We start from the raw sequence: 21,699 nt of genomic DNA, 5'->3' as shown, positions 1-21,699 counted from the left end.
TTTGTCCCAGCCTCTTTTGCTTCATTGGTATTTGGCTTGGGCGGACTGCCCTATGATTGACAAATTCTTGAAAATGTTGTCTTGTTAAAGGAATTTTACTTGACACGTATATTCAAAATCGATATGATACAATAGAAAAACTATGATTGGAGAGACATTCGATGTTACTTGAAAAAACGACGCGGATGAATTTTCTCTTCGACTTTTATCAAGCCTTGTTAACGGATAAACAGCGCGCATACATGGAGCTTTATTATTTGGATGATCTTTCCTTGGGGGAAATTGCAGAAAGTTACAAAGTCTCACGACAAGCTGTATACGATAACATCCGCCGCACGGAGGCAATGCTTGAAGAATATGAAGATAAACTGAAATTATTCGAAAAGTTTCAAAAGCGTCAGGAAACGATTGAAAAGCTGGTTGCCGCAATACAAGAGAAAGCGCCTGTGGAAGAACAATTACAATTAATCGATCAATTAAAAGAAACGGATTAGGAGGCGAAAAGTTTGGCATTTGAAGGATTATCAGAGCGACTCCAAAGCACAATCCAGAAAATCAAAGGCAAAGGAAAAGTGACCGAAGCGGACGTAAAACAGATGATGCGGGAAGTGCGTCTCGCTTTGATCGAAGCCGACGTCAACTTAAAAGTGGTGAAAGACTTCGTCAAACGGGTTAGCGAGCGGGCAGTCGGCTCAGAAGTGATGAAAAGTTTAACACCCGGCCAACAAGTCATCAAGATTGTAAAAGATGAATTGACGGAATTGATGGGTGGGGAACATAGTCAAATCAAATTTAATCCAAAGCCTCCAACGGTCATTATGATGGTCGGCTTGCAAGGTGCAGGTAAAACGACGACGACTGGGAAATTGGCGAATCTTTTAAGAAAAAAATATAATCGGAAACCGCTTCTTGTTGCTGCTGACGTTTATCGTCCAGCCGCCATCCAACAATTGGAAACCTTAGGGAAACAGCTTTCCATTCCGGTGTTTTCCCTTGGGGCGGATGTTTCACCTGTAAAGATTGCGGAAGAAGCCATCGAACACGCGAAAAAAGAACATTTTGACGTGGTCATTATCGATACAGCGGGTCGATTACATATCGATGAAGAATTGATGGAAGAATTGAAAAATATCCGCGCAATCAAAGAACCGGATGAAGTATTTTTGGTTGTTGATGCGATGACCGGTCAAGATGCGGTGAATGTTGCGCAAAGCTTCAATGAAACAATCGGAATCACGGGCGTCATTTTGACAAAATTGGACGGCGATACCCGCGGTGGTGCGGCGCTTTCCATCCGTGCCGTGACTGAGAAGCCGATCAAATTCGTCGGTATGGGCGAAAAAATGGACGCTTTGGAACCATTCCACCCGGAACGGATGGCATCCAGAATTTTGGGAATGGGTGACGTCCTGTCATTGATTGAAAAAGCCCAGGCCAATGTGGATATGGAGAAAGCGAAAGAGCTGGAGGAAAAATTCAAAACCCAAACCTTCACCTTTGATGATTTTGTGGAACAACTCAAAGCTGTCCGGAAGATGGGACCATTGGAAGATTTGTTCAAAATGCTTCCGGGATTCAATAAAATTAAAGGTTTAAACAATATTCAAATCGATGAAAAGCAAATCGACCGTCTTGAGGCGATTGTGTATTCCATGACACCGCAGGAAAGAGAGCATCCGGAAATCATCAATGCGAGCCGGAAAAAACGGATCGCCAAAGGTTCCGGTACATCCATTCAAGACGTCAACCGGTTGCTGAAACAATTTGAAGATATGAAGAAAATGATGAAACAAATGACGGGCATGGCGCAGGGAAAAGGCAAGAAAAAAATGAAAATTCCTGGCCTCGATTCATTTTTTAAGTTTTAATAAAAGAAATAATGAACTGTTAAGAAAAAACACTTTACAAACAAATGAAACACTGTTATTATTCTATCTTGTGTAAAACTAATTCGGGGGTGCAAAATTAACATGGCAGTAAAAATTCGTTTAAAACGTATGGGAGCTAAAAAATCTCCTTTCTATCGTATCGTAGTTGCTGATTCCCGTTCACCACGTGATGGACGTTCAATTGAAACAGTTGGTACTTACAATCCACTAACTGTGCCAGCAACTGTAAACATCGATGAAGAGAAAGCTCTTAAATGGTTGGCAAATGGTGCGAAACCATCCGACACTGTTCGCAACTTATTCTCACAACAAGGAATTATGGAAAAATTCCACAATTTAAAATTCAATAAAAACGCTTAATTTTCAAATTGGGAGGTGTCCGCATGCAAAAGCTGATTGAAACAATCGTAAAACCACTTGTTGACTATCCGGAAGACGTGCGCGTTGAAAAAGATGAAAACGCCAGTCGCATCGTTTATAAACTTTTTGTCAATCCTTCAGATCGGGGAAAAGTGATAGGAAAACACGGTCGTGTTGCGAAAGCGATTCGGACTATTGTTTATTCAGCAAGCGGTCACCACAAGAAAAAAACATACGTAGATATATTGGATTAATGCAAAAAGGGGCTGTTTCGGCCCCTTTTTATTCGTATTGGCGAGTGAATGGCCTTGTTAATTTGTTCCGACATGCACTTTGATTCTTTCTAACAAGAAATTTTCCAGGGATTGATGGATTGGTGAAGATTTTGGCATTATTTTTATAAATGAAATTCCGGTGGGAACATCAAAATAGATTGTGTACCATTATAAAGGAAACGAAAAAATCAGTGATTATAAAACTTCAAAATAAAGAGGTGTTTCGTTGAATGGAATGGTTAAATGTGGGGCGAATCGTCAATACCCATGGCATCCGTGGAGAGGTAAGGGTGCTCTCATCCACAGATTTTGAAGAGATTCGATTCAAAAAAGGTTCGAAACTCGCCATTTTCAAAGATGATCGTTCCGAACCGATATGGGTGACGGTGGAAAACGCCAGAAGGCATAAAAACTTTATTTTATTGACTTTCGAAGGTTATGATAACATCAATCAAGTGGAACCTTTTAAAAACAGCCTATTAAAAATATCAAAAGACCAGTTAAATGAAGATGAATTGGAAGAAAATGAATATTATTATTTTGAAATCATCGGCTGCCAAGTTTATTCGGAAGAAGGCGAACATCTAGGCGAAATTACTGATATTTTAGAAACGGGTGCCAATGATGTTTGGGAAATGAAAGATCAAAAAGGAAAAAAACATTACATTCCATACATTGAAGATGTCGTAAAAGAGATTGATGTAAACAATAAAAAAATTACCATTCATGTGATGGAAGGATTATTGTCATGAAAATACATGTGCTTACTTTATTCCCGGAAATGTTTCCGGGCGTGTTTGGTTCATCCATCTTAAAAAAGGCCCAAGAAAAAGGTCTGGTGGAAATTGAAGTATCCAATATCCGAGATTTTAGCGACAACAAGCATAAACAGGTAGATGACTATCCTTATGGCGGCGGAGCGGGAATGGTATTAAAGCCGGAGCCGGTGTTTCGTGCGGTGGAAACAATTACCGAAGGCCGAAAACCCCGGGTGATCCTGATGTGCCCACAAGGTGAACGGTTTACTCAGAAGAAAGCGGAAGAGCTGGCAAATGAGGAGGAACTCGTTTTTATTTGCGGACATTATGAAGGATATGATGAACGCATTCGGGAGCATCTTGTCACAGATGAAATATCCATCGGGGATTTTGTGCTGACGGGCGGCGAAATACCGGCAATGGCGGTCATTGATGCGGTCGTCCGTTTAATTCCGGGCGTACTGGGACAAGAAGCTTCCCATATTCATGATTCCTTTTCCACAGGGCTATTGGAACATCCTCATTACACAAGACCCCAAGACTTTAGAGGAATGAAGGTGCCGGATGTGCTGCTTTCCGGTAACCATCAAAAAATTGAAGAATGGCGGATGGAGCAGTCGCTCAAACGGACTTTTGAGCGGAGACCCGATTTATTGGAACAAATGGAATTGACGCCGAAACAAAAAGAATTTATCGAAATGTTGAAAAGAAATAGTGCAAAAACATGAATATCTTAAAAGAAATTTTAATATGAATAAACATCCCTTTTAGTAGATTTATTCATGATTCAATTTTGGTTGCGCATTGAAATAATTTATGATATCATTCATTTTGTGCTTCTATGGGAAGCGTTAAATTACGATGTTCCGCTGTAGTGACGAAGACTATATGAACATTCGGTATAAGGGGAGAAAAAAGATGTCAAATATTATTGCAGAAATTACAAAAGAACAACTTCGTACAGATCTTCCTGAATTCCGTCCTGGTGATACAGTTCGCGTTCATGTGAAAATCCAAGAAGGTAACCGCGAACGTATCCAAGCATTCGAAGGCGTTGTAATCAAACGCCGTGGCGGCGGAATCAGCGAAACTTTCACTGTGCGCAAAGTTTCTTATGGTGTAGGTGTTGAACGTACATTCCCTCTACACTCACCAAAAATCGCAAAATTAGAAGTTGTTCGCCGTGGTAAAGTACGTCGTGCAAAACTTTACTATCTACGCAATTTACGTGGTAAAGCAGCACGTATCAAAGAAATTCGATAATTTTTCTACTAAAGGGGGCTTTGTTTCGAAAAGCCTCCTTTCTTTTGCTTGTCATTCAGTATAAAAATGGAATAAAATGTAGATAGTAGATTTGGAGGGAACGCTCTCGTGGAAAAAGGCAAAAAGGAAAAAAATGAGATTTGGGAATGGACGAAGGCGTTAATCATCGCTCTTCTCATTGCTGCATTTATTCGCTACTTTTTATTTACTCCCATCGTGGTAGACGGAGATTCCATGATGCCGACTTTAAAAGATGGGGACAAGATGATTGTCAATAAAATCGGTTACCGGTTGGGAGAACCAAAAAGATTTGATATCGTCGTTTTCCATGCTCCGGAAGGAAAAGATTACATCAAAAGAGTCATCGGATTGCCTGGGGAGCATATCGAATATAAAGATGATCAGCTTTATATCAATGGCGAACCGATTGATGAACCTTATTTGGATGAATACAAATCCCAGCTTTCTGAAGGACAATTGACGCAAGATTTCACCCTTCAGGATATTGAACCGAACATGGATGTAATCCCGGAAGGTTATGTTTTTGTGATGGGAGACAACCGGCGCTACAGTAAAGACAGCAGACATATCGGCGTCGTCAGCGAAGACAAAATCATCGGTAAAACAAGCGTAGTTTTCTGGCCATTAAGTGAAATGAAAATTGTGAAATAATCAAGAGGAGTAGATATTCGACTCCTTTTCTTTTTTTGACGAAAGGAGGAATCACAAAATGACGATTCAATGGTTTCCGGGGCATATGGCGAAGGCGAAACGGGAAGTCCAAGAGAAATTGAAGCTTGTCGACATCGTTTTTGAACTGATTGACGCCCGTCTACCCCTGTCTTCAAGAAATCCGATGATTGATGAAGTCATTAATCAAAAACCTCGACTAATTTTGTTAAATAAAGCCGATATGGCGGACGAAACAGAAACAAAGAAATGGGTGGAATATTTTTCGGATAAAGGTTTCAAAGCGGTTGCCATCAACTCTTTTCAAGGAAAAGGATTGCATCAGGCAACAAAAGCGGCCCAGGAGATTTTGGCGGATAAATGGGCCCGCATGAGAGCAAAGGGGATGAAACCCCGCGCCATTCGTGCAATGATCGTGGGAATACCAAACGTGGGAAAATCCACTTTAATCAACCGATTAGCCAAAAGAAACGTCGCCAAAACGGGTAATACGCCGGGGGTGACGAAAGCCCAGCAATGGGTGAAAGTGGGAAAAGAATTGGAATTGTTGGACACACCTGGTATATTATGGCCTAAATTTGAAGATCCCGAAGTGGGGTTAAAATTGGCGTTAACGGGGGCCATCAAAGATACGATCATCAACATGGAAGATTTGGCGGTCTATGCGTTGAAATTTTTATCCGCCCATTACCCTGAACGGATGCAGGAACGTTACGGCATAAATTCAGTCGATGAAGAAATCGTAAAAACTTTTGACCATATCGGGAAATTGCGCAATGTGCTGGGCCCCGGCGGCGAGATCGATTATGACCGGGTATCTGAGTTGATTGTCCGCGATATCCGAAATTTGGAATTAGGAAAATTAACCTTTGATTTTGTTGAGGAAGAATTGGAAAAAGAAGCGGCCGAACAATAATGAAAAAACCATCCTAAAGTTTCTTTCAGAGACTTTAAGATGGTTTTTTCATTATACAGGCATATCTGTTGGTGTCGGTGCTGAGTAGCCTTCCTGATATTTCTCGTCAATAGATTTCCGGATTTCTTGAATGGATTTTCCTTCTTTGGCCAACTTTGCAGATTCTACGGCAATCTCCATACAAACGAGACAGCGGGTTCCGTGGTCATCCCACAGAACTTCTTCATCCCGGATTTCTGCAATAAAGCAATCCAAATTGCTTCTGTGGCCTGCAGTTTCCCCACAGCCGCAATAGCAAGGGATCCACTTCAGCACATCGGCATAGTCTAAAGCGATTTTGTAAACAGCGGCCACGTTTTCATGCTTTCCATCCAAAAAAGAAGGCAACTCACCAATAGCAGTCCGTTGCTGCAAGTCTCCGGACAGCGGATTGTGCTCTGTGTGGCTTGCATGTTGATGATTTTCCGGTTGGGCGGTTCCCTCTTTGTGAACAGAATCTCCTTTTTGGGCGGATTCTTCATTGCAAGCAACCAACAGAAAAAGAAAAATAATTAATATGTTAAGTTTTTTCATTTCTTTTCCCCCATGTCATATTCTCCATCATTATAAAATGAATTGATGGGCAAGTACAACAGGGGTAGAATAACTCTATCAAGCCTTATAAGCTATTGAATGAAACCGATATAAAAGAAAAATAGGAGAAAGAATGGTTAACAATGGATACAATCAAAGAAATTATAGAAGCATTAAAAAACGCGACAAGTTATGAACCTTGGATGCAGGAATTGGAAAATGACGGGCGGGCAAGCGTTCAAAAGGCGTTATCGCAATTTAAAAAGAGAATGGAAAAGCAGGAGAAATTGTTCCAACAATATAAGGAAAAACAAGCCTTCGATGCAAGTTTTCTCCCCTTTGAAGGGGCTTTTTTGGCCGGAGTGGATGAAGCGGGGAGAGGCCCTCTTGCCGGACCGGTCGTGACTTGCGCTGTCATTTTGCCCTATGATTGTCCGGAACTGGTTGGGGTAAATGATTCGAAACAACTTTCCAAAAAGAAACGGGCGGAATTTGCCGAAATCATCAAAAAGCATGCCATCGATTATTCGATTCATTTTCAAAGTGCGGAAGTCATTGATGAAATCAATATATTGGAAGCGACAAAACAATCGATGAAAACATGCATTGAGAATTTGAAAATCCGGCCGGATTATTGCATTGTCGATGCGGTCTCCATTCCGATCGATATCCCGCAAAAAGGAATTATAAAAGGCGATGCTAAAAGTCTTGCGATTGGTGCGGCATCCATTTTAGCCAAACACGAACGGGATTTATATATGGAAGAACTACATAAACAATTTCCTCAATATGGATTTGACCAAAATGCCGGTTACGGTACAAAACAGCATTTGGAAGCGATTGAACGATTTGGACCGACCATCCATCATCGTAAAACCTTTGAACCTATAAAATCCATGCTGGAGAAGAAGGTGAAGCTATGACCATTCCTTCCTTTCAACCGATTCAAAATCAACAGATGGCCATTCAGAAAGGTCCTTTGGTGTTAAAACAGGGCCAGGTTTTTTATGGCAGCGTGAAACAATTATATCCAAATCAAACGGCGGAAATCCAAATCGGGGAGCACCGTCTCGTAGCCAAGCTGGAAACGCCTTTGAAGGTGGGAGATTCGCATTTTTTTCAAGTGACGGGCATAAACCCACAGGCGGAGCTGAAAGTGGTTTCAGGGCCGATGGTGAAGGAATCTGCGAATGTACAACAGTTGATGGAATCATTGAATTTGCCAAAGAGCCAAGAAATGCAGCAATTGTTGACCCATTTCATAAAAAATCAGCTGCCGATTTCAAGGGAACAGTTGATGCAAGCGGAAAGCTGGCTGAAAAGTTTGCCGGATGGCGCATCGAAACAGGAAGCATTATCGGCCCTGCAAAAATTGGTGGAATTGAAATTGCCTTTTACTGAAGAAACGTTTAAAGCTTTATTGTTCGGTTCAAAAACAAGCGGCATAACCAATAACCTTGAACAATTTGCCCAATTGCTTGATCGTAGTAGCAATGTGAATCCACAGGCAAAGGAGAATTTATTGAATGCCATCCGGTCCATCGCAAAACCTTTGGAAACGGAAACGGCAGGACTTGTGATTGCCCGCTCCGTCCGGACGCTTCTTGATGGCGCGGCACAGTCAACCATAAAGCAAAATGCCTTAAACATATTAAAAGAGGCCAATATTTTGCCAAAGGAGGCCAATCTCAGCAATTGGTTGAACCAGTTGACCGTTTCTTCCAAAAATGACACAGCAGGAAGCATGATAGGGCGATTACAATCCGGCACTGAAGAGACAGTTGCCCAAAGGATTCAACAAATAGCCGGCTGGGTTGAAAATGAACATAACCTGACGGCCCAACAAAAAAATGCCATCCTCCAAACATTGAAATCTTTCGATGGAACAAACGGGGAACAATTGGGAAAACAACTTCATGCACAGCTGTTGGAAGCTTATTCGGAACAAACAGTGAATGGCCTATTTGCAAAAGGCGATGGAATTTCCCCGAAAGAGCAATTATTGTCCCTTTTGAAACATGAGTTTGCTTCGAATCCGGAAGCGGAATTAAAAAATTTGGCAAGAACTTTTCGAATTTCAAATGAACCGGCAACCAATGCCTTGTTTGCCGAATCGGAAGAGTTGCTGCTTTCAAAATTGAATGGTAAAGGAATGCAACAAGCGATCCAATCGATATTGAAAAACCTTGGATTGAGTTACGAATCCGCTTTGAACAAAACTGGCGACGTCGAATCCATTGTACAATCTTTAAAACCGCAAGTGTTATCTTTCATCCGGGATGAAAGCGTACCGGCGGAATTAAAAAATGCGGCAGAAATGCTTCTTGCCCGGTTGAACGGCATGCAACTTTTATCCGGTGAAGCAGGCCATCAGCATCAAATCATTATGCAAATCCCATTGCAATTTTTAGGAAAACAGGTGGATGCGACGGTTCAATGGAACGGAAGAATGAAGAAAGATGGGAAAATCGACTCCAATTATGCGCGGATTTTATTTTATCTAAATATGGAAGCGTTGAAAGAAACGGTCATTGACATGCAAGTGCAGAACCGTATCGTAACAGTTTATGTTTACAACGAACATGAAGGATTGGAACCGCTTGCCGAGCCGTTGAAGAAATCGTTAAAAGCCGGGTTGGAAGAAAAGAACTATCATTTGTCCGGTGTGATGATCAAACCTTTCTCCAAGAGGGAAAATGTAACGAAAAAGGTGGAGAAAACAGGTGACAACGGCGCTTCTCATAAAGGAGTGGATATTCGCATATGAAGGAAAAAAGAAAAGAAGCCGTCGCTCTTTTATATAATCCTGAAGAAAATAGTCCAAAAGTTGTTGCTAAAGGAAAAGGGAAAATTGCGGAAAATATTCTTCAAAAAGCGGAGGAACATAACGTTCCTGTCTATGAAGATCCAAATCTGGTGGAATTATTGGGACAGCTGGAATTAAACGAATCCATCCCTCCGGATTTATATGAAGCCGTAGCGGAAGTATTCGCTTTTATTTATCAGTTGGATAGAAAATTTCATTCAAATGGTTGACAAGATTATAGCAATATTGTAAAAGTAAAAGGGTGTTATATGCTCAAAGTAGAAAAAATAAGTCGAATTCTAGCAAAAAACGACAAAAAATAAGAACATAGACATTGCGCTGGCATTTGATTAAAATAATAATAGTCAGAAAATTTTCCGATATTGTTGAATTGGAGGATGGCAAATGAATATCCATGAGTATCAGGGGAAGGAAATACTTAGAAACTATGGAGTTGCAGTTCCAAATGGCAGAGTTGCTTTTTCTCCGGAAGAGGCAGTGAAAGTGGCCAAAGAACTCGATTCAAATATTGTCGTTGTGAAAGCGCAAATCCATGCCGGTGGAAGAGGGAAAGCCGGTGGAGTAAAAGTGGCCAAAAATCTGGATGAGGTGCGCGCTTATGCAAAAGAATTGTTAGGGAAAAAATTGGTCACAAAACAAACAGGCCCTGAAGGTAAGGAAGTAAAGCGCCTTTATATTGAAGAAGGCTCCGAAATCAAGAAAGAATATTATTTGAGTTTCATATTGGACCGTTCCACTTCCCGAATCACTGTGATGGGTTCAGCTGAAGGCGGAATGGACATTGAAGAGGTGGCGGAAAAAACACCTGAAAAAATCTTCAGAGAAGTGATTGATCCGCTGACAGGTTTATTGCCGTTCCAGGCGAGAAGATTGGCAATTAATATGGAAATCCCTACAAAATTAATAAACCAAGCTGCCAAACTTATGATTGGTTTATATACAGCTTTTGTCGAAAAGGATGCTTCCATCCTTGAAATCAATCCGCTTGTGTTGACGGAAGATGATAAAATTATGGCGCTGGATGCGAAATTCAATTTTGATGCCAATGCACTTTATCGCCATCCTGAAATAGTCGAACTTCGTGATTTTGATGAAGAAGATCCAAAAGAAATCCAGGCATCCAAATATGATTTGAACTATGTTTCTCTTGATGGAAATATCGGCTGCCTCGTAAATGGTGCAGGTCTTGCGATGGCCACAATGGATACGATCAGCTATTATGGAGGCTCTCCAGCCAACTTCTTGGACGTTGGTGGCGGTGCAAACACCGAAAAAGTGACGGAAGCATTCAAAATCATCCTTTCTGATCCGAATGTAAAAGGAATTTTCGTGAATATTTTCGGTGGCATTATGAAATGTGATGTTATTGCCGAAGGGGTTGTTGCCGCAGCGAAGGAAGTAGGATTGAATGTGCCGCTTGTGGTACGTTTGGAAGGTACAAATGCCGCATTGGGCAAAGAGATATTGAATCAATCCGGTTTGAATATTGTGGGAACGAACTCATTGGCTGAAGGCGCACAAAAAATTATAGAACTTGTAAGGTAGAAAGGCTGGGGAGAAAATGGCGATTTACGTAAATAAAGATACAAAAGTCATTGTTCAAGGAATTACTGGTGACACTGCTTTATTCCATACGAAACAAATGCTCGAGTATGGTACGAAAATCGTTGCTGGTGTAACACCTGGAAAAGGCGGTCAGGTGATCGAAGGGGTTCCTGTCTTCAATACGGTGGCTGAAGCAAAAGCTGCGACAGGTGCTAATGCTTCTGTTATTTTTGTACCTGCTCCATTTGCCGCTGATGCAATCATGGAAGCGGTGGAAGCGGAATTGGAATTTACATGTTGTATCACGGAACATATTCCGGTTTTGGACATGGTCAAAGTCAAGCGTTACATGGAAGGGAAGAAAACCCGCCTTCTTGGGCCAAACTGTCCGGGACTTGTAACTGCCGAAGAATGTAAAATCGGCATTATGCCTGGATATATTTTGAAAAAAGGGCATGTAGGACTTGTGTCCCGCTCCGGTACATTGACATATGAAGCGGTACTTCAATTGACGGAAGCGGGAATCGGGCAGACAACAGCTGTCGGAATCGGTGGTGACCCGGTAAACGGGACAAACTTCCTGGATGTGTTAAAAGAGTTTAACGAAGATCCGGAAACATATGCCATTGTGATGATTGGTGAAATCGGCGGTACGGCGGAAGAAGAAGCAGCCGCTTGGATCAAAGAAAATATGAAGAAACCGGTTGTCGGATTTATCGCCGGACAAACAGCACCTCCAGGGAAACGGATGGGACATGCCGGCGCAATCATATCCGGAGGCAAAGGCACTGCGAAAGAAAAAATCAAGGCGATGAATGATGCGGGAATTGAAGTTGCACCGACGCCTTCCGTTATCGGTGAAACATTGATTAAAGTTTTAAAAGAAAATGGGCTATACGAAAAATGTAAAACCCATTAAACTAAAAAGTGTAGCGCGGGATTGCGTTACACTTTTTCATTTCCATTCCATGAAAAAAGAGTGCGGTCACGCTTGACATAATATAATAAAGGAGTGGTATCATGGGCTCATTTTCATTAAACGAGCTGCTGGCACTCCACTATGTTTACCCGCTCACGTTAAACAAGTTAGACAGATTATTAAATGAAATTTCCTCCCTTGGCACCCTGCATGATGTATCGCCTGCAACTTTGGAAACCATTCTCCATATTTCAACAGAAAATGCCAATAAAATCATCACGAATTATAAGAGATTATTAAAAAATAATTTGCCCGCTGCATATAATCATGAAGGAATACATGTTATTCCATATACAGACCCGAATTATCCCCAATCTTTGTTTGCGTTGGTCGATCCCCCTGCCGTTCTGTATGGGAAAGGGGACATTACTTTATTAAAAAAACGGAAAATTGCCATCATCGGTTCAAGAATGGCGACAAACTATACACTAAAGGCGCTGGAGGCGATTGTTCCGCCATTGGTTGAAAAGGGTTTCATTATAGTCAGTGGATTGGCAAAGGGAGCTGATGCAATGGCCCATGAAGCGGCCATTCGATATGGCGGAAAAACAATCGGCATTTTGGGAAACGGTTTATTTCACATATATCCGAAACAAAATGAAAAATTGGCGTTGGAAATGGCCAAAAACCATTTATTGCTCACCGAATTTCCTCCCTATGTGGGCCCCAAAAAGTGGCATTTTCCTTTAAGAAATCGTATTATAAGTGGTATTAGCGAAGCCATTGTAGTGACAGAAGCCGCAAGAAAAAGCGGAACATTAATTACAACGGATCATGCGTTGGAACATGGAAAAGATGTCTTTGTCGTTCCAGGCCCCATTGATTCGAAACTTTCGGAAGGGACGAATCAATTGTTGAGGGAAGGGGCCATTCCGGTATGGAGCGGGCAACAAATTTTGGATGAATTAAATTTGTTTTTTTAGGTAATATATTGAAAAAAAGTTGCAATATTATTCAATCTGTTATACATTTTGCAACAGGAATTTCTTTAATCATTTATCAAGGTGCCTCTAGTGAGGAGGAAGTTAGATGGCAGATTATTTAGTGATAGTGGAATCACCAGCAAAAGCAAAGACAATCGAACGATATTTAGGAAAAAAATATAAAGTGAAAGCATCCATTGGACATGTAATCGATCTTCCGAAAAGCCAAATGGGTATTGATACGGAAAATAATTATCAGCCCAAATATATAACCATTCGCGGAAAGGGACCGATCTTACAAGAATTGAAAACCGCCGCGAAAAAGGCGAAAAAAGTGTTTCTGGCAGCCGACCCTGACCGTGAGGGGGAAGCGATCGCCTATCATTTGGCTAAAGCTTTGAATATCGATACGGAAAGTGAATGCCGTGTTGTATTTAACGAGATTACAAAAGATGCGGTGTTGGAGTCTTTTAAACATCCTCGTCCAATCAATAAACACCTTGTGGATGCGCAACAAGCCCGCCGGATATTGGACCGGCTTGTCGGTTATAATATAAGCCCCATTTTATGGAGAAAAGTGAAAAAAGGATTGTCAGCGGGGCGGGTGCAGTCTGTCGCATTGCGTCTCATCATCGACCGGGAAAATGAAATAAAAAATTTCGTACCTGAAGAATACTGGACGATTGAAGGATTATTTGAAAAGGATAAAAAGCAATTTGAAGCTTTTTATTACGGAGATGAAAAAGAAAAGCTGAAGCTGACAAACCAGGAACAGGTAGAAGAAATATTAAAAAAAATAAAAGGTGCCGAGTTTGAAGTTGTGAATGTAACAAAAAAGGAGAGAAAACGGAATCCGGCTCCAGCCTTTACAACTTCCTCCCTTCAACAAGAAGCTGCGAGAAAATTAAACTTTAGAGCCAAGAAAACAATGATGATTGCCCAGCAGCTCTATGAAGGAATCGACATCGGAAAACAGGAAGGAACAGTCGGTCTGATCACGTACATGCGTACGGATTCAACAAGGATTTCTGATGCTGCCAAAGCTGAAGCAATGCAATATATTTACGATAAATATGGTAAAGAATATGTGGCTGGTGAAATTCAAAAGGTCAAAAAACAACCGGCTGCCCAAGACGCCCATGAAGCGATTCGTCCAACGAGCGTCATGAGAACCCCTGAGCAATTGAAAGATGTGTTGACCCGGGATCAATTAAGACTTTATCGTCTGATTTGGGATCGGTTTGTGGCCAGTCAAATGGCTCCTGCTGTATTGGATACCGTGACGGTGGAATTGAAAAATTCCGGCTGCATTTTCCGGGCAAACGGCTCGCAAGTGAAATTTTCCGGATTTATGAAAGTATATATTGAAGGAACGGACGACCAGACGGAAGAAACAACAAAAATGCTTCCGGATTTAAAAGTGGGAGACAAAATTAAATCGGTTGAAATCAATCCAAAACAGCATTTTACTCAGCCGCCTCCACGCTATACGGAAGCAAGACTTGTAAAAGAGCTGGAGGAACTTGGCATCGGAAGACCTTCCACTTATGCTCCTACGTTGGACGTCATTCAAAGGCGCGGCTATGTGCAACTGGATAATAAGCGTTTTATCCCGACGGAGCTGGGGGAAATCGTCCATTCATTGATGGTCGAGTTTTTCCCTGAGATCATCGACATTGAATTCACTGCAAAAATGGAAGCGGACCTGGATAAAATCGAGGAAGGAAAAACCGATTGGATCCAAATCATCGATCATTTTTATAAAGAATTTGAAAAACATGTGAAACATGCCGATGAAGCGATAGAAAAAATTGAAATCAAAGATGAACCTGCCGGTGAGAATTGTGAAAAATGCGGCGCGCCAATGGTATACAAGTTGGGCAAATACGGAAAATTCATGGCTTGCTCCAATTTTCCGGAATGCCGGAATACCAAAACGATCACCAAACCGATCGGCGTGAAATGTCCAAAATGTAAAACCGGGGAAATTGTGGAAAGAAAGAGCAAAACCAAGCGCGTTTTTTACGGTTGCGAAAAGTATCCGGAATGTGATTTCATGTCTTGGGATAAGCCGATCAGCAGACCTTGTCCGAAATGTAATTCATTATTGGTAGAGAAGAAAGTGAAAAAAGGCGTACAAGTACAATGCATCAATTGCGACTATGAAGAAACAACACAATGAAGTTAGGAAGATGATAATACGATGACAGAACAGGTAGTAAACGTAATCGGAGCAGGACTTGCAGGAAGCGAAGCGGCTTGGCAGATCGCCAGCCGCGGCGTCAAAGTCAGATTATTTGAAATGAGGCCGGTGAAACAAACACCAGCCCACCATACCGATAAATTTGCGGAATTGGTTTGTTCCAACTCCTTGCGTGCGAACACATTGACAAATGCGGTTGGTGTTTTGAAAGAAGAAATGAGAATCTTGAATTCTTTGATCATCAAGGCTGCGGATTCCGCAAGCCTTCCAGCCGGGGGTGCACTGGCTGTGGACCGGCATGAGTTTTCAGGATTTGTAACTGAGCAATTAAAGAACCATCCGCTCGTGGAAATCGTCAATGAAGAGGTGACGGAAATTCCAGAAGGTATTACCGTTATTGCGACAGGTCCATTGACATCCGAAGCATTGGCGAAAAAAATCAAGGAATTGACAGGGGAAGAATATCTGTACTTTTACGATGCCGCTGCGCCAATCGTGGAGAAGGACAGCATCAATATGGATAAAGTGTATTTAAAGTCCCGGTATGATAAGGGAGAAGCCGCTTATTTAAACTGTCCGATGACAAAAGAAGAATTTGAACGGTTTTATGATGCGTTGGTGAACGCGGAAGTCGTTGAATTGAAAGAGTTTGAAAAAGAAATTTATTTTGAAGGGTGCATGCCGATCGAAGTAATGGCAAAACGTGGTCCAAAAACATTATTATTTGGCCCGTTGAAACCGGTGGGATTGGAAGACCCAAGAACAGGTGAACGTCCATATGCGGTTGTCCAACTCCGACAAGACAATGCGGCAGGAACATTATATAATATTGTAGGTTTTCAAACCCATTTAAAATGGGGGGCTCAAAAAGATGTATTCCGACTAATCCCTGGTTTGGAAAATGTGGAAATTGTCCGTTACGGGGTCATGCATCGCAACACTTTCATCAATTCGCCAAAAGTATTGAAAAAAACGTACCAATTAAAAACCCGCCCGAATTTATTTTTTGCGGGGCAAATGACAGGGGTGGAAGGATATGTGGAATCTGCCGGAAGCGGACTTGTTGCCGGAATCAATGCGGCCCGTCTGGCATTGGGCAAAGAACCGGTAGAATTGCCTAAGGAAACGGCTTTGGGAAGTATGGCCCGCTATATTACGGAAGCCGATCCATCCAACTTCCAGCCAATGAATGTCAACTTCGGCATTTTCCCAGAACTTGGCGAACGGATCAAATCGAAGCAAGAAAGAGCTCTGAAGCACGCCGAACGCGCAATTGGCACAATTCGAAATTTTGTGAATTCTCAAACGATATAATTGATTTTGGCCTCTAAATGTTGCTATAATTTTTAGAGGCTATTATTATGTCCGAATGAAAAAAATGATGAATTATTAACAAATTGTGAAGATAAACTGATTTTTAACAATATTTACTCATTTTTTACTTGATATAATTCGTAGTTCGGTATACAGTCGTGAATGGATGTTTTCACTGTATGTGCAATCAGCGTTGGAATGACGAGAAATGTGCCGCTTTCTACGGTACTTCGAATAGAGGTGATCTGGTTGAATATTCAACCAATGCAAGCTCTCGACGAATTTCTCCGAGTAATTCAAGTGGAAAAAAATTTTTCTGTCCACACTGTAAAGGAATATGAACGGGACATTACCCAGTTCATCAACTTTTTGCACTCGGAGGGAATTGACAAATTTGACGAAGTGGAGTATTTTCATGCTCGGCTGTTTGTGACGAAGCTTTACGAAGAGAAACATTCCCGTGCAACAATTTCCAGAAAAATTTCTTCCATCCGAACCTTCTTCCGTTTTCTTAATCGGGATTACGGAATTGATGTTTCAGCTTTTCTATCTTTATATCATCCAAAAAAAGAAAAAATATTGCCCCATTTTTTTTATGAAGATGAACTTGAACAGCTTTTTGATGCAAATAAGGGCGATGATTTGAAATCCATTCGCAACATGGCTTTATTGGAATTGCTTTATGCAACAGGAATCCGTGTGAGTGAATGTATTTCCATTGAATTGGATGATGTTGATTTCCATTATTCCATACTCCGTGTGATGGGAAAGGGCCGAAAGGAAAGGATTGTCCCATTCGGGCAATATGCCCATGAAGCATTGTTAAGATATATCAATGAAGCAAGACCCCTTTTGATGAAAAATAAAAAACATAATCGATTGTTCGTCAATATGCGCGGCGACGAACTGACTGACCGGGGCGTCCGTTATATATTAAATGAAATGATTCGTCATGCGAGCATGCACACAAAAATCTATCCGCATATGTTGCGCCATACGTTTGCGACGCATTTATTGAATAATGGAGCTGATTTGCGGACAGTGCAAGAATTGCTTGGACATGAGAATTTGTCCACCACCCAAATTTATACCCATGTGACGAAGGAACACTTGCGAAGTACTTATATGAAGGCACATCCGAGAGCATAATGGTAAGGAGGGATAAAAATTGGAAATGCATGCTACTACGATTTTTGCCATTCACCATAAAGGCAGATGTGCAATGGCTGGAGATGGGCAAGTAACATTGGGAAATTCTGTTATAATGAAACATACAGCGAAAAAAGTGAGAAGATTGTTTAACGGGCAAGTGTTGGCCGGGTTTGCCGGTTCCGTTGCCGATGCATTTACGTTGTTTGAAATGTTTGAGTCAAAATTGAACGAATATAGCGGAAATCTGCAACGGGCAGCGGTGGAAGTGGCAAAACAATGGCGAGGGGATAAAATACTCCGTCAATTGGAAGCCTTGTTGCTTGTCATGGACAAAAATACGCTGTTGCTCATTTCCGGAACCGGCGAAGTGATTGAACCGGACGATGGAATTCTCGCGATCGGTTCTGGAGGAAATTATGCTCTTGCTGCAGGAAGAGCATTAAAGCAACATGCGGGAGAACAGATGACAGCCGAAGAAATTGCAAAAGCTGCCTTAACAATTGCAGCCGATATTTGCGTATATACAAATCATCATATCATTGTGGAGGCGCTGGACTGATGACAACACTTACGCCAAGACAAATAGTTGAACAATTAAACCGATATATTGTGGGCCAAGATGCTGCGAAAAAAGCAGTAGCGATTGCATTAAGAAACAGATACAGAAGATCTCTCCTTAGCGATGAATTAAAAAGCGAAGTCATTCCAAAAAACATTTTGATGATCGGTCCTACAGGTGTGGGAAAAACGGAAATCGCCCGAAGAATCGCGAAGTTGACCAACGCTCCTTTTGTCAAAGTGGAAGCGACAAAGTTTACGGAAGTAGGCTATGTTGGAAGAGATGTGGAATCGATGGTTCGGGATCTCGTGGAAGCTTCCAGAAGACTCGTGAAAGAAGAAATGATGGAAAAAGTGAAGGATCAAGCGGAACAACAGGCAAATGAAGCATTGGTGAAATTGCTCGTTCCTTCGAAAGCGAAATCGAAAATGGCGCAAAACCCTTTCGAAATATTTTTTGGAGGCCAAAAAACAGAAAGTGCTTCAGATTCCCAGGATGAATCAGAAATCCGGATGAAACGTTCGAAAGTAAAAGAGGATTTACTGGCCGGCAAACTGGAAGATGAATGGGTGACGGTGGAAGTGACCGAACAAAACACCGCTTTTCTTGACATGATGATTCCGGGAATGCCGGAACTTGGTTCGAGTGGAATGCAAGATATGCTATCGAGCCTTGTTCCAAAGAAGACGAAAAAACGCCGCATGAAAGTGAAAGATGCCCGACGCATATTGACGGTAGAAGAAGCGAACAAGTTGATCGATTCAGAAGAATTGGCCCAAGAAGCGATTAAACGTGCGGAACAATCGGGGATCATTTTCATTGATGAAATCGATAAAATCGCAAGCAGAGGCCAACATTCTTCCGCGGATGTTTCCCGGGAAGGCGTTCAAAGGGATATTTTACCGATTGTTGAAGGTTCTACGGTGCCAACGAAATATGGACCTGTAAAAACGGACTATATGCTCTTTATCGCTGCGGGAGCTTTTCATATGTCAAAACCTAGCGATTTAATCCCAGAATTGCAAGGACGTTTCCCGATCCGTGTGGAATTGGATAAGTTGACGAAAGAGGATTTTGTCCGAATTTTAAAAGAGCCGGATCAATCTCTCATATTGCAATATAAAGCTTTGCTTGAAACGGAAGGTGTTTCCATCGACTTTACCGATGATGCAATGGAGCGCATAGCAGAGATTGCCACGGAAGTGAATCAACAAACAGATAATATTGGTGCAAGAAGATTGCATACAATCATGGAGCGCTTACTTGAAGATTTATCTTATGAAGCTCCGGAAATCGCACCGACTCATGTACAAATCACCCGTTCGTATGTCGATCAAAAACTTGGAGAAATTTCTAAAAACAAAGATTTGTCTCAATTTATTCTATAACATGATATTTACTGAACCAATTTCTAGAATACCAATTGAATTATCTAACTCTAGGAGGATATTATTATGGATTTATTAACAAAAACTAGAAAAATCAATGCATTATTGCAAAAAACAGCAGGAAAACCTGTTAACTTCAAAGAGATGGCGGATACATTAGGCGATATCATTGATAGCAATGTTTTTATTGTAAGTCGCAAAGGAAAATTGTTGGGCATATCGATTCATCAAAAAATTGAAAATGAACGATTGAAAAAGATGTTGGAAGAACGTCAATTCCCGGAAGATTATACAAAAAGTCTTCAAGAAATCACTGAAACTTCTCCAAATATTGATATCAACAGCGAGTACACAATTTTCCCTGTGGAAAACCGCGATATTTTCAAAAATGGATTAACAACGATCGTACCGATCATCGGCGGCGGTGAACGTCTGGGTACTTTAATTTTGGGACGTTTGGAAGAACGGTTCGGAGATGATGATCTGATTTTAGCAGAATATGGTGCGACCGTTGTCGGAATGGAAATTTTGCGTGAAAAAGCGGAAGAGATTGAAGAAGAAGCGCGCAGCAAAGCGGTTGTTCAAATGGCGATCAACTCCCTTTCTTATAGTGAATTGGAAGCAATCGAACATATTTTTGAAGAGCTTGATGGAAATGAAGGGTTGCTCGTTGCTTCAAAAATTGCCGACCGTGTAGGAATTACACGTTCAGTGATTGTCAATGCATTGCGCAAATTGGAATCTGCCGGTGTGATCGAATCAAGATCCCTTGGGATGAAAGGAACATATATTAAAGTATTAAACGATAAATTCTTAACAGCCTTGGCTGAAATCAAAATGAAATAAAATATTTGTTGAAACTTGTAGGTTCTTCAGTTTAAAAGGTTTCATCACGGATGATTGATGGAACCTTTTTTCTTATATCAAAAATACTTGTGGGAGGATGATTTGCACTAAGAATAGAACTTTTTGATTATTATTTTTGAAGAAAAAAGTATTTTGGAATAGAAAATAGGGACGGATGTTGTCGAATTAACAGTTTGGGTGTTGAAAGGTGTATTTTTTACAATTCTCTTTAAAAAAAATTGATTCGTAATGACTATGAAAAAGTACCAAAAGACGATGGACACTGGGAATTATCTTCTTTACAATTGATACTAGTATTGAGTAAGTATTTTGTAACCTTGTTACATTAGAAAAGGGGGGAACGGTATGAAATTGTTTGATGGAGCAATAAGTAATTTAGAGTATGTTCTTCAATACGCATCCTTAAAAAATAAGACTATTGCACATAATATTGCCAATGTCGATACTCCCAATTACAAGGCAAAAGATGTAAGCTTCAAAAAACTTTTGTCCGAAGAGAATCAAAAGCAAATTAGTGCTTACAAAACAGATGATAGACACTTTGATTTTGTCATCAAACAAACTGCTCCCGGAGTTTACAGTTATGAAAACTTCCAATATCGCCACAACGGCAACGGAGTGGATATAGATAAAGAAATGTCGGAGTTAGCGAAGAATACTATTTATTACAATGCGTTGATCGATCGAATTAACGGTAAATTCAACACACTTAATACGGTCATTAAAGGAGGGAAATAGAGATGTCGATTTTTTCTAGCATGAATACGACAACTTCCGCTTTAACGGCTCAACGTTTGCGTATGGACGTCATTTCTTCGAATATTGCCAATATTGATACAACTCGAGCCAAACAAGTGAATGGAGAGTGGGAGCCATACCGTCGCAAAACTGTTACTCTCTCAGCAAACGAAGGCAGATTTTCATCCTTTTTGAATAAAGCGATGGGAAAAACCAGCGAAGTTGGCAATGGGGTAAAGGTCACAAAAATTGGTGAAGATAATGAAACACCGTTCAAACTTGTCTATGATCCAAGCCATCCAGATGCCAATGAAGACGGATATGTGGAAATGCCTAACGTGGATTTGTTGAAAGAGATGGTGGATTTGATCTCCGCTTCCCGTTCATATGAAGCGAATGTAACAGTTTTGAATGCCAACAAATCAATGTTAACGAAAGCACTGGAAATAGGAAAATAAGATGAAAAGGGGATGAATTGAC

The 21,699-nt window shown here is 41.1% G+C and carries 24 protein-coding genes; 23 read left to right on the top strand and 1 reads right to left on the bottom strand.

The annotated features are described in order from the left end of the window. Positions 1 to 161 precede the first annotated feature (161 nt). From NSS77_RS00505 to ylqF, 9 genes are all read left to right on the top strand, one after another. Complete coding sequence (locus NSS77_RS00505) at positions 162 to 494, top strand: putative DNA-binding protein (RefSeq protein WP_342469899.1); 333 nt, start codon at positions 162 to 164, stop codon at positions 492 to 494. A gap of 12 nt (positions 495 to 506) precedes the next feature. Continuing rightward, positions 507 to 1,868, top strand: coding sequence for a signal recognition particle protein (gene ffh / locus NSS77_RS00500; RefSeq protein ID WP_342469898.1), 1,362 nt, complete (start codon positions 507 to 509; stop codon positions 1,866 to 1,868). Between the two features lie 102 nt (positions 1,869 to 1,970). After that, positions 1,971 to 2,249 carry a 30S ribosomal protein S16 gene (gene rpsP / locus NSS77_RS00495; protein ID WP_342469897.1) on the top strand — a complete coding sequence of 93 codons (279 nt, stop codon included), beginning with the start codon at positions 1,971 to 1,973 and terminating at the stop codon, positions 2,247 to 2,249. A gap of 23 nt (positions 2,250 to 2,272) precedes the next feature. Beyond that, positions 2,273 to 2,503, top strand: coding sequence for a KH domain-containing protein (locus NSS77_RS00490; RefSeq protein WP_342469896.1), 231 nt, complete (start codon positions 2,273 to 2,275; stop codon positions 2,501 to 2,503). A gap of 251 nt (positions 2,504 to 2,754) precedes the next feature. Continuing rightward, positions 2,755 to 3,276 carry a ribosome maturation factor RimM gene (rimM, locus tag NSS77_RS00485; RefSeq protein ID WP_342469895.1) on the top strand — a complete coding sequence of 174 codons (522 nt, stop codon included), beginning with the start codon at positions 2,755 to 2,757 and terminating at the stop codon, positions 3,274 to 3,276. Further along, complete coding sequence (trmD, locus tag NSS77_RS00480; RefSeq protein WP_342469894.1) at positions 3,273 to 4,010, top strand: tRNA (guanosine(37)-N1)-methyltransferase TrmD; 738 nt, start codon at positions 3,273 to 3,275, stop codon at positions 4,008 to 4,010. Before rimM ends, trmD begins: the two co-directional genes overlap by 4 nt. A gap of 190 nt (positions 4,011 to 4,200) precedes the next feature. After that, the gene (gene rplS, locus NSS77_RS00475) at positions 4,201 to 4,545 is read left to right on the top strand and encodes a 50S ribosomal protein L19 (protein ID WP_342469893.1); all 345 of its coding nucleotides are present in this window, start codon (positions 4,201 to 4,203) and stop codon (positions 4,543 to 4,545) included. Positions 4,546 to 4,653: 108 nt separating this feature from the next. Next, positions 4,654 to 5,217 carry a signal peptidase I gene (lepB, locus tag NSS77_RS00470; protein WP_342469892.1) on the top strand — a complete coding sequence of 188 codons (564 nt, stop codon included), beginning with the start codon at positions 4,654 to 4,656 and terminating at the stop codon, positions 5,215 to 5,217. Between the two features lie 58 nt (positions 5,218 to 5,275). Then, the gene (gene ylqF, locus NSS77_RS00465; RefSeq protein WP_342469891.1) at positions 5,276 to 6,151 is read left to right on the top strand and encodes a ribosome biogenesis GTPase YlqF; all 876 of its coding nucleotides are present in this window, start codon (positions 5,276 to 5,278) and stop codon (positions 6,149 to 6,151) included. 51 nt (positions 6,152 to 6,202) lie between these two features. On the opposite strand, the gene NSS77_RS00460 is transcribed toward ylqF, so the two are convergent. After that, on the bottom strand, positions 6,203 to 6,724 hold the full coding sequence (locus NSS77_RS00460) for a PCYCGC motif-containing (lipo)protein (RefSeq protein ID WP_342469890.1): 522 nt from the start codon (positions 6,722 to 6,724) through the stop codon (positions 6,203 to 6,205). A 143-nt stretch (positions 6,725 to 6,867) separates the two neighbouring features. Here NSS77_RS00460 and NSS77_RS00455 point away from each other — a divergent pair, with 143 nt between their 5' ends. The 14 genes from NSS77_RS00455 to flgC all read left to right on the top strand — a co-directional run bounded on the left by NSS77_RS00455 (position 6,868) and on the right by flgC (position 21,677). Beyond that, the gene (locus tag NSS77_RS00455; RefSeq protein WP_342469889.1) at positions 6,868 to 7,647 is read left to right on the top strand and encodes a ribonuclease HII; all 780 of its coding nucleotides are present in this window, start codon (positions 6,868 to 6,870) and stop codon (positions 7,645 to 7,647) included. Next, positions 7,644 to 9,491 (top strand): hypothetical protein, encoded by a 1,848-nt coding sequence (locus tag NSS77_RS00450; RefSeq protein ID WP_342469888.1) that lies wholly within the window; start codon positions 7,644 to 7,646, stop codon positions 9,489 to 9,491. Before NSS77_RS00455 ends, NSS77_RS00450 begins: the two co-directional genes overlap by 4 nt. Next, positions 9,488 to 9,760, top strand: coding sequence for an EscU/YscU/HrcU family type III secretion system export apparatus switch protein (locus NSS77_RS00445; protein WP_342469887.1), 273 nt, complete (start codon positions 9,488 to 9,490; stop codon positions 9,758 to 9,760). The genes NSS77_RS00450 and NSS77_RS00445 overlap by 4 nt, the downstream gene beginning before the upstream one ends. Positions 9,761 to 9,935: 175 nt before the next feature. Continuing rightward, positions 9,936 to 11,096 (top strand): ADP-forming succinate--CoA ligase subunit beta, encoded by a 1,161-nt coding sequence (gene sucC / locus NSS77_RS00440; protein ID WP_342469886.1) that lies wholly within the window; start codon positions 9,936 to 9,938, stop codon positions 11,094 to 11,096. 16 nt (positions 11,097 to 11,112) lie between these two features. Further along, a complete protein-coding gene (gene sucD, locus NSS77_RS00435) occupies positions 11,113 to 12,015 on the top strand; it encodes a succinate--CoA ligase subunit alpha (protein WP_342469885.1) in 903 nt (300 codons plus the stop codon). Positions 12,016 to 12,116: 101 nt separating this feature from the next. Further along, complete coding sequence (gene dprA, locus NSS77_RS00430; RefSeq protein ID WP_342469884.1) at positions 12,117 to 12,998, top strand: DNA-processing protein DprA; 882 nt, start codon at positions 12,117 to 12,119, stop codon at positions 12,996 to 12,998. 106 nt (positions 12,999 to 13,104) lie between these two features. Beyond that, complete coding sequence (topA, locus tag NSS77_RS00425; protein ID WP_342469883.1) at positions 13,105 to 15,180, top strand: type I DNA topoisomerase; 2,076 nt, start codon at positions 13,105 to 13,107, stop codon at positions 15,178 to 15,180. 21 nt (positions 15,181 to 15,201) lie between these two features. Then, positions 15,202 to 16,515: an FADH(2)-oxidizing methylenetetrahydrofolate--tRNA-(uracil(54)-C(5))-methyltransferase TrmFO gene (trmFO, locus tag NSS77_RS00420; protein WP_342469882.1), complete on the top strand. Its 1,314-nt coding sequence runs from the start codon at positions 15,202 to 15,204 to the stop codon at positions 16,513 to 16,515. A 264-nt stretch (positions 16,516 to 16,779) separates the two neighbouring features. Further along, complete coding sequence (gene xerC, locus NSS77_RS00415) at positions 16,780 to 17,664, top strand: tyrosine recombinase XerC (protein WP_342471322.1); 885 nt, start codon at positions 16,780 to 16,782, stop codon at positions 17,662 to 17,664. A 25-nt stretch (positions 17,665 to 17,689) separates the two neighbouring features. After that, on the top strand, positions 17,690 to 18,226 hold the full coding sequence (gene hslV, locus NSS77_RS00410) for an ATP-dependent protease subunit HslV (protein WP_342471321.1): 537 nt from the start codon (positions 17,690 to 17,692) through the stop codon (positions 18,224 to 18,226). Then, entirely contained in the window at positions 18,226 to 19,614 is a 1,389-nt protein-coding gene (gene hslU, locus NSS77_RS00405; protein WP_342469881.1) for an ATP-dependent protease ATPase subunit HslU, read from the top strand. The genes hslV and hslU overlap by 1 nt, the downstream gene beginning before the upstream one ends. Before the next feature lie 66 nt (positions 19,615 to 19,680). Next, entirely contained in the window at positions 19,681 to 20,460 is a 780-nt protein-coding gene (gene codY, locus NSS77_RS00400) for a GTP-sensing pleiotropic transcriptional regulator CodY (protein ID WP_342469880.1), read from the top strand. 366 nt (positions 20,461 to 20,826) lie between these two features. Next, positions 20,827 to 21,219, top strand: a complete 393-nt coding sequence (gene flgB / locus NSS77_RS00395; RefSeq protein WP_342469879.1) for a flagellar basal body rod protein FlgB — start codon at positions 20,827 to 20,829, stop codon at positions 21,217 to 21,219. A gap of 2 nt (positions 21,220 to 21,221) precedes the next feature. Continuing rightward, on the top strand, positions 21,222 to 21,677 hold the full coding sequence (gene flgC / locus NSS77_RS00390) for a flagellar basal body rod protein FlgC (RefSeq protein WP_342469878.1): 456 nt from the start codon (positions 21,222 to 21,224) through the stop codon (positions 21,675 to 21,677). The last annotated feature ends 22 nt before the right edge of the window (positions 21,678 to 21,699 follow it).

Origin of the sequence: Ureibacillus sp. FSL K6-3587, assembly GCF_038593165.1 — a bacterium.
In the GTDB taxonomy this organism is placed as follows: domain Bacteria; phylum Bacillota; class Bacilli; order Bacillales_A; family Planococcaceae; genus Ureibacillus; species Ureibacillus suwonensis.
Note: the sequence above shows the minus strand (reverse complement) of the source record. Positions and strands in the feature narration are given on the sequence as shown.

Excerpts from the sequence above, each read along its gene's own strand:
- NSS77_RS00460 (WP_342469890.1), bottom strand. The coding sequence starts at position 6,724 with ATGAAAAAACTTAACATATTAATTATTTTTCTTTTTCTGTTGGTTGCT.
- topA (WP_342469883.1), top strand. The coding sequence starts at position 13,105 with ATGGCAGATTATTTAGTGATAGTGGAATCACCAGCAAAAGCAAAGACA.
- NSS77_RS00445 (WP_342469887.1), top strand. The coding sequence starts at position 9,488 with ATGAAGGAAAAAAGAAAAGAAGCCGTCGCTCTTTTATATAATCCTGAA.
- trmD (WP_342469894.1), top strand. The coding sequence starts at position 3,273 with ATGAAAATACATGTGCTTACTTTATTCCCGGAAATGTTTCCGGGCGTG.
- sucD (WP_342469885.1), top strand. The coding sequence starts at position 11,113 with ATGGCGATTTACGTAAATAAAGATACAAAAGTCATTGTTCAAGGAATT.
- flgB (WP_342469879.1), top strand. The coding sequence starts at position 20,827 with ATGAAATTGTTTGATGGAGCAATAAGTAATTTAGAGTATGTTCTTCAA.
- xerC (WP_342471322.1), top strand. The coding sequence starts at position 16,780 with ATGCAAGCTCTCGACGAATTTCTCCGAGTAATTCAAGTGGAAAAAAAT.
- hslV (WP_342471321.1), top strand. The coding sequence starts at position 17,690 with ATGCATGCTACTACGATTTTTGCCATTCACCATAAAGGCAGATGTGCA.
- sucC (WP_342469886.1), top strand. The coding sequence starts at position 9,936 with ATGAATATCCATGAGTATCAGGGGAAGGAAATACTTAGAAACTATGGA.
- NSS77_RS00455 (WP_342469889.1), top strand. The coding sequence starts at position 6,868 with ATGGATACAATCAAAGAAATTATAGAAGCATTAAAAAACGCGACAAGT.
- NSS77_RS00505 (WP_342469899.1), top strand. The coding sequence starts at position 162 with ATGTTACTTGAAAAAACGACGCGGATGAATTTTCTCTTCGACTTTTAT.
- dprA (WP_342469884.1), top strand. The coding sequence starts at position 12,117 with ATGGGCTCATTTTCATTAAACGAGCTGCTGGCACTCCACTATGTTTAC.
- rplS (WP_342469893.1), top strand. The coding sequence starts at position 4,201 with ATGTCAAATATTATTGCAGAAATTACAAAAGAACAACTTCGTACAGAT.
- codY (WP_342469880.1), top strand. The coding sequence starts at position 19,681 with ATGGATTTATTAACAAAAACTAGAAAAATCAATGCATTATTGCAAAAA.
- NSS77_RS00490 (WP_342469896.1), top strand. The coding sequence starts at position 2,273 with ATGCAAAAGCTGATTGAAACAATCGTAAAACCACTTGTTGACTATCCG.
- rpsP (WP_342469897.1), top strand. The coding sequence starts at position 1,971 with ATGGCAGTAAAAATTCGTTTAAAACGTATGGGAGCTAAAAAATCTCCT.
- ylqF (WP_342469891.1), top strand. The coding sequence starts at position 5,276 with ATGACGATTCAATGGTTTCCGGGGCATATGGCGAAGGCGAAACGGGAA.
- hslU (WP_342469881.1), top strand. The coding sequence starts at position 18,226 with ATGACAACACTTACGCCAAGACAAATAGTTGAACAATTAAACCGATAT.
- rimM (WP_342469895.1), top strand. The coding sequence starts at position 2,755 with ATGGAATGGTTAAATGTGGGGCGAATCGTCAATACCCATGGCATCCGT.
- flgC (WP_342469878.1), top strand. The coding sequence starts at position 21,222 with ATGTCGATTTTTTCTAGCATGAATACGACAACTTCCGCTTTAACGGCT.
- NSS77_RS00450 (WP_342469888.1), top strand. The coding sequence starts at position 7,644 with ATGACCATTCCTTCCTTTCAACCGATTCAAAATCAACAGATGGCCATT.
- trmFO (WP_342469882.1), top strand. The coding sequence starts at position 15,202 with ATGACAGAACAGGTAGTAAACGTAATCGGAGCAGGACTTGCAGGAAGC.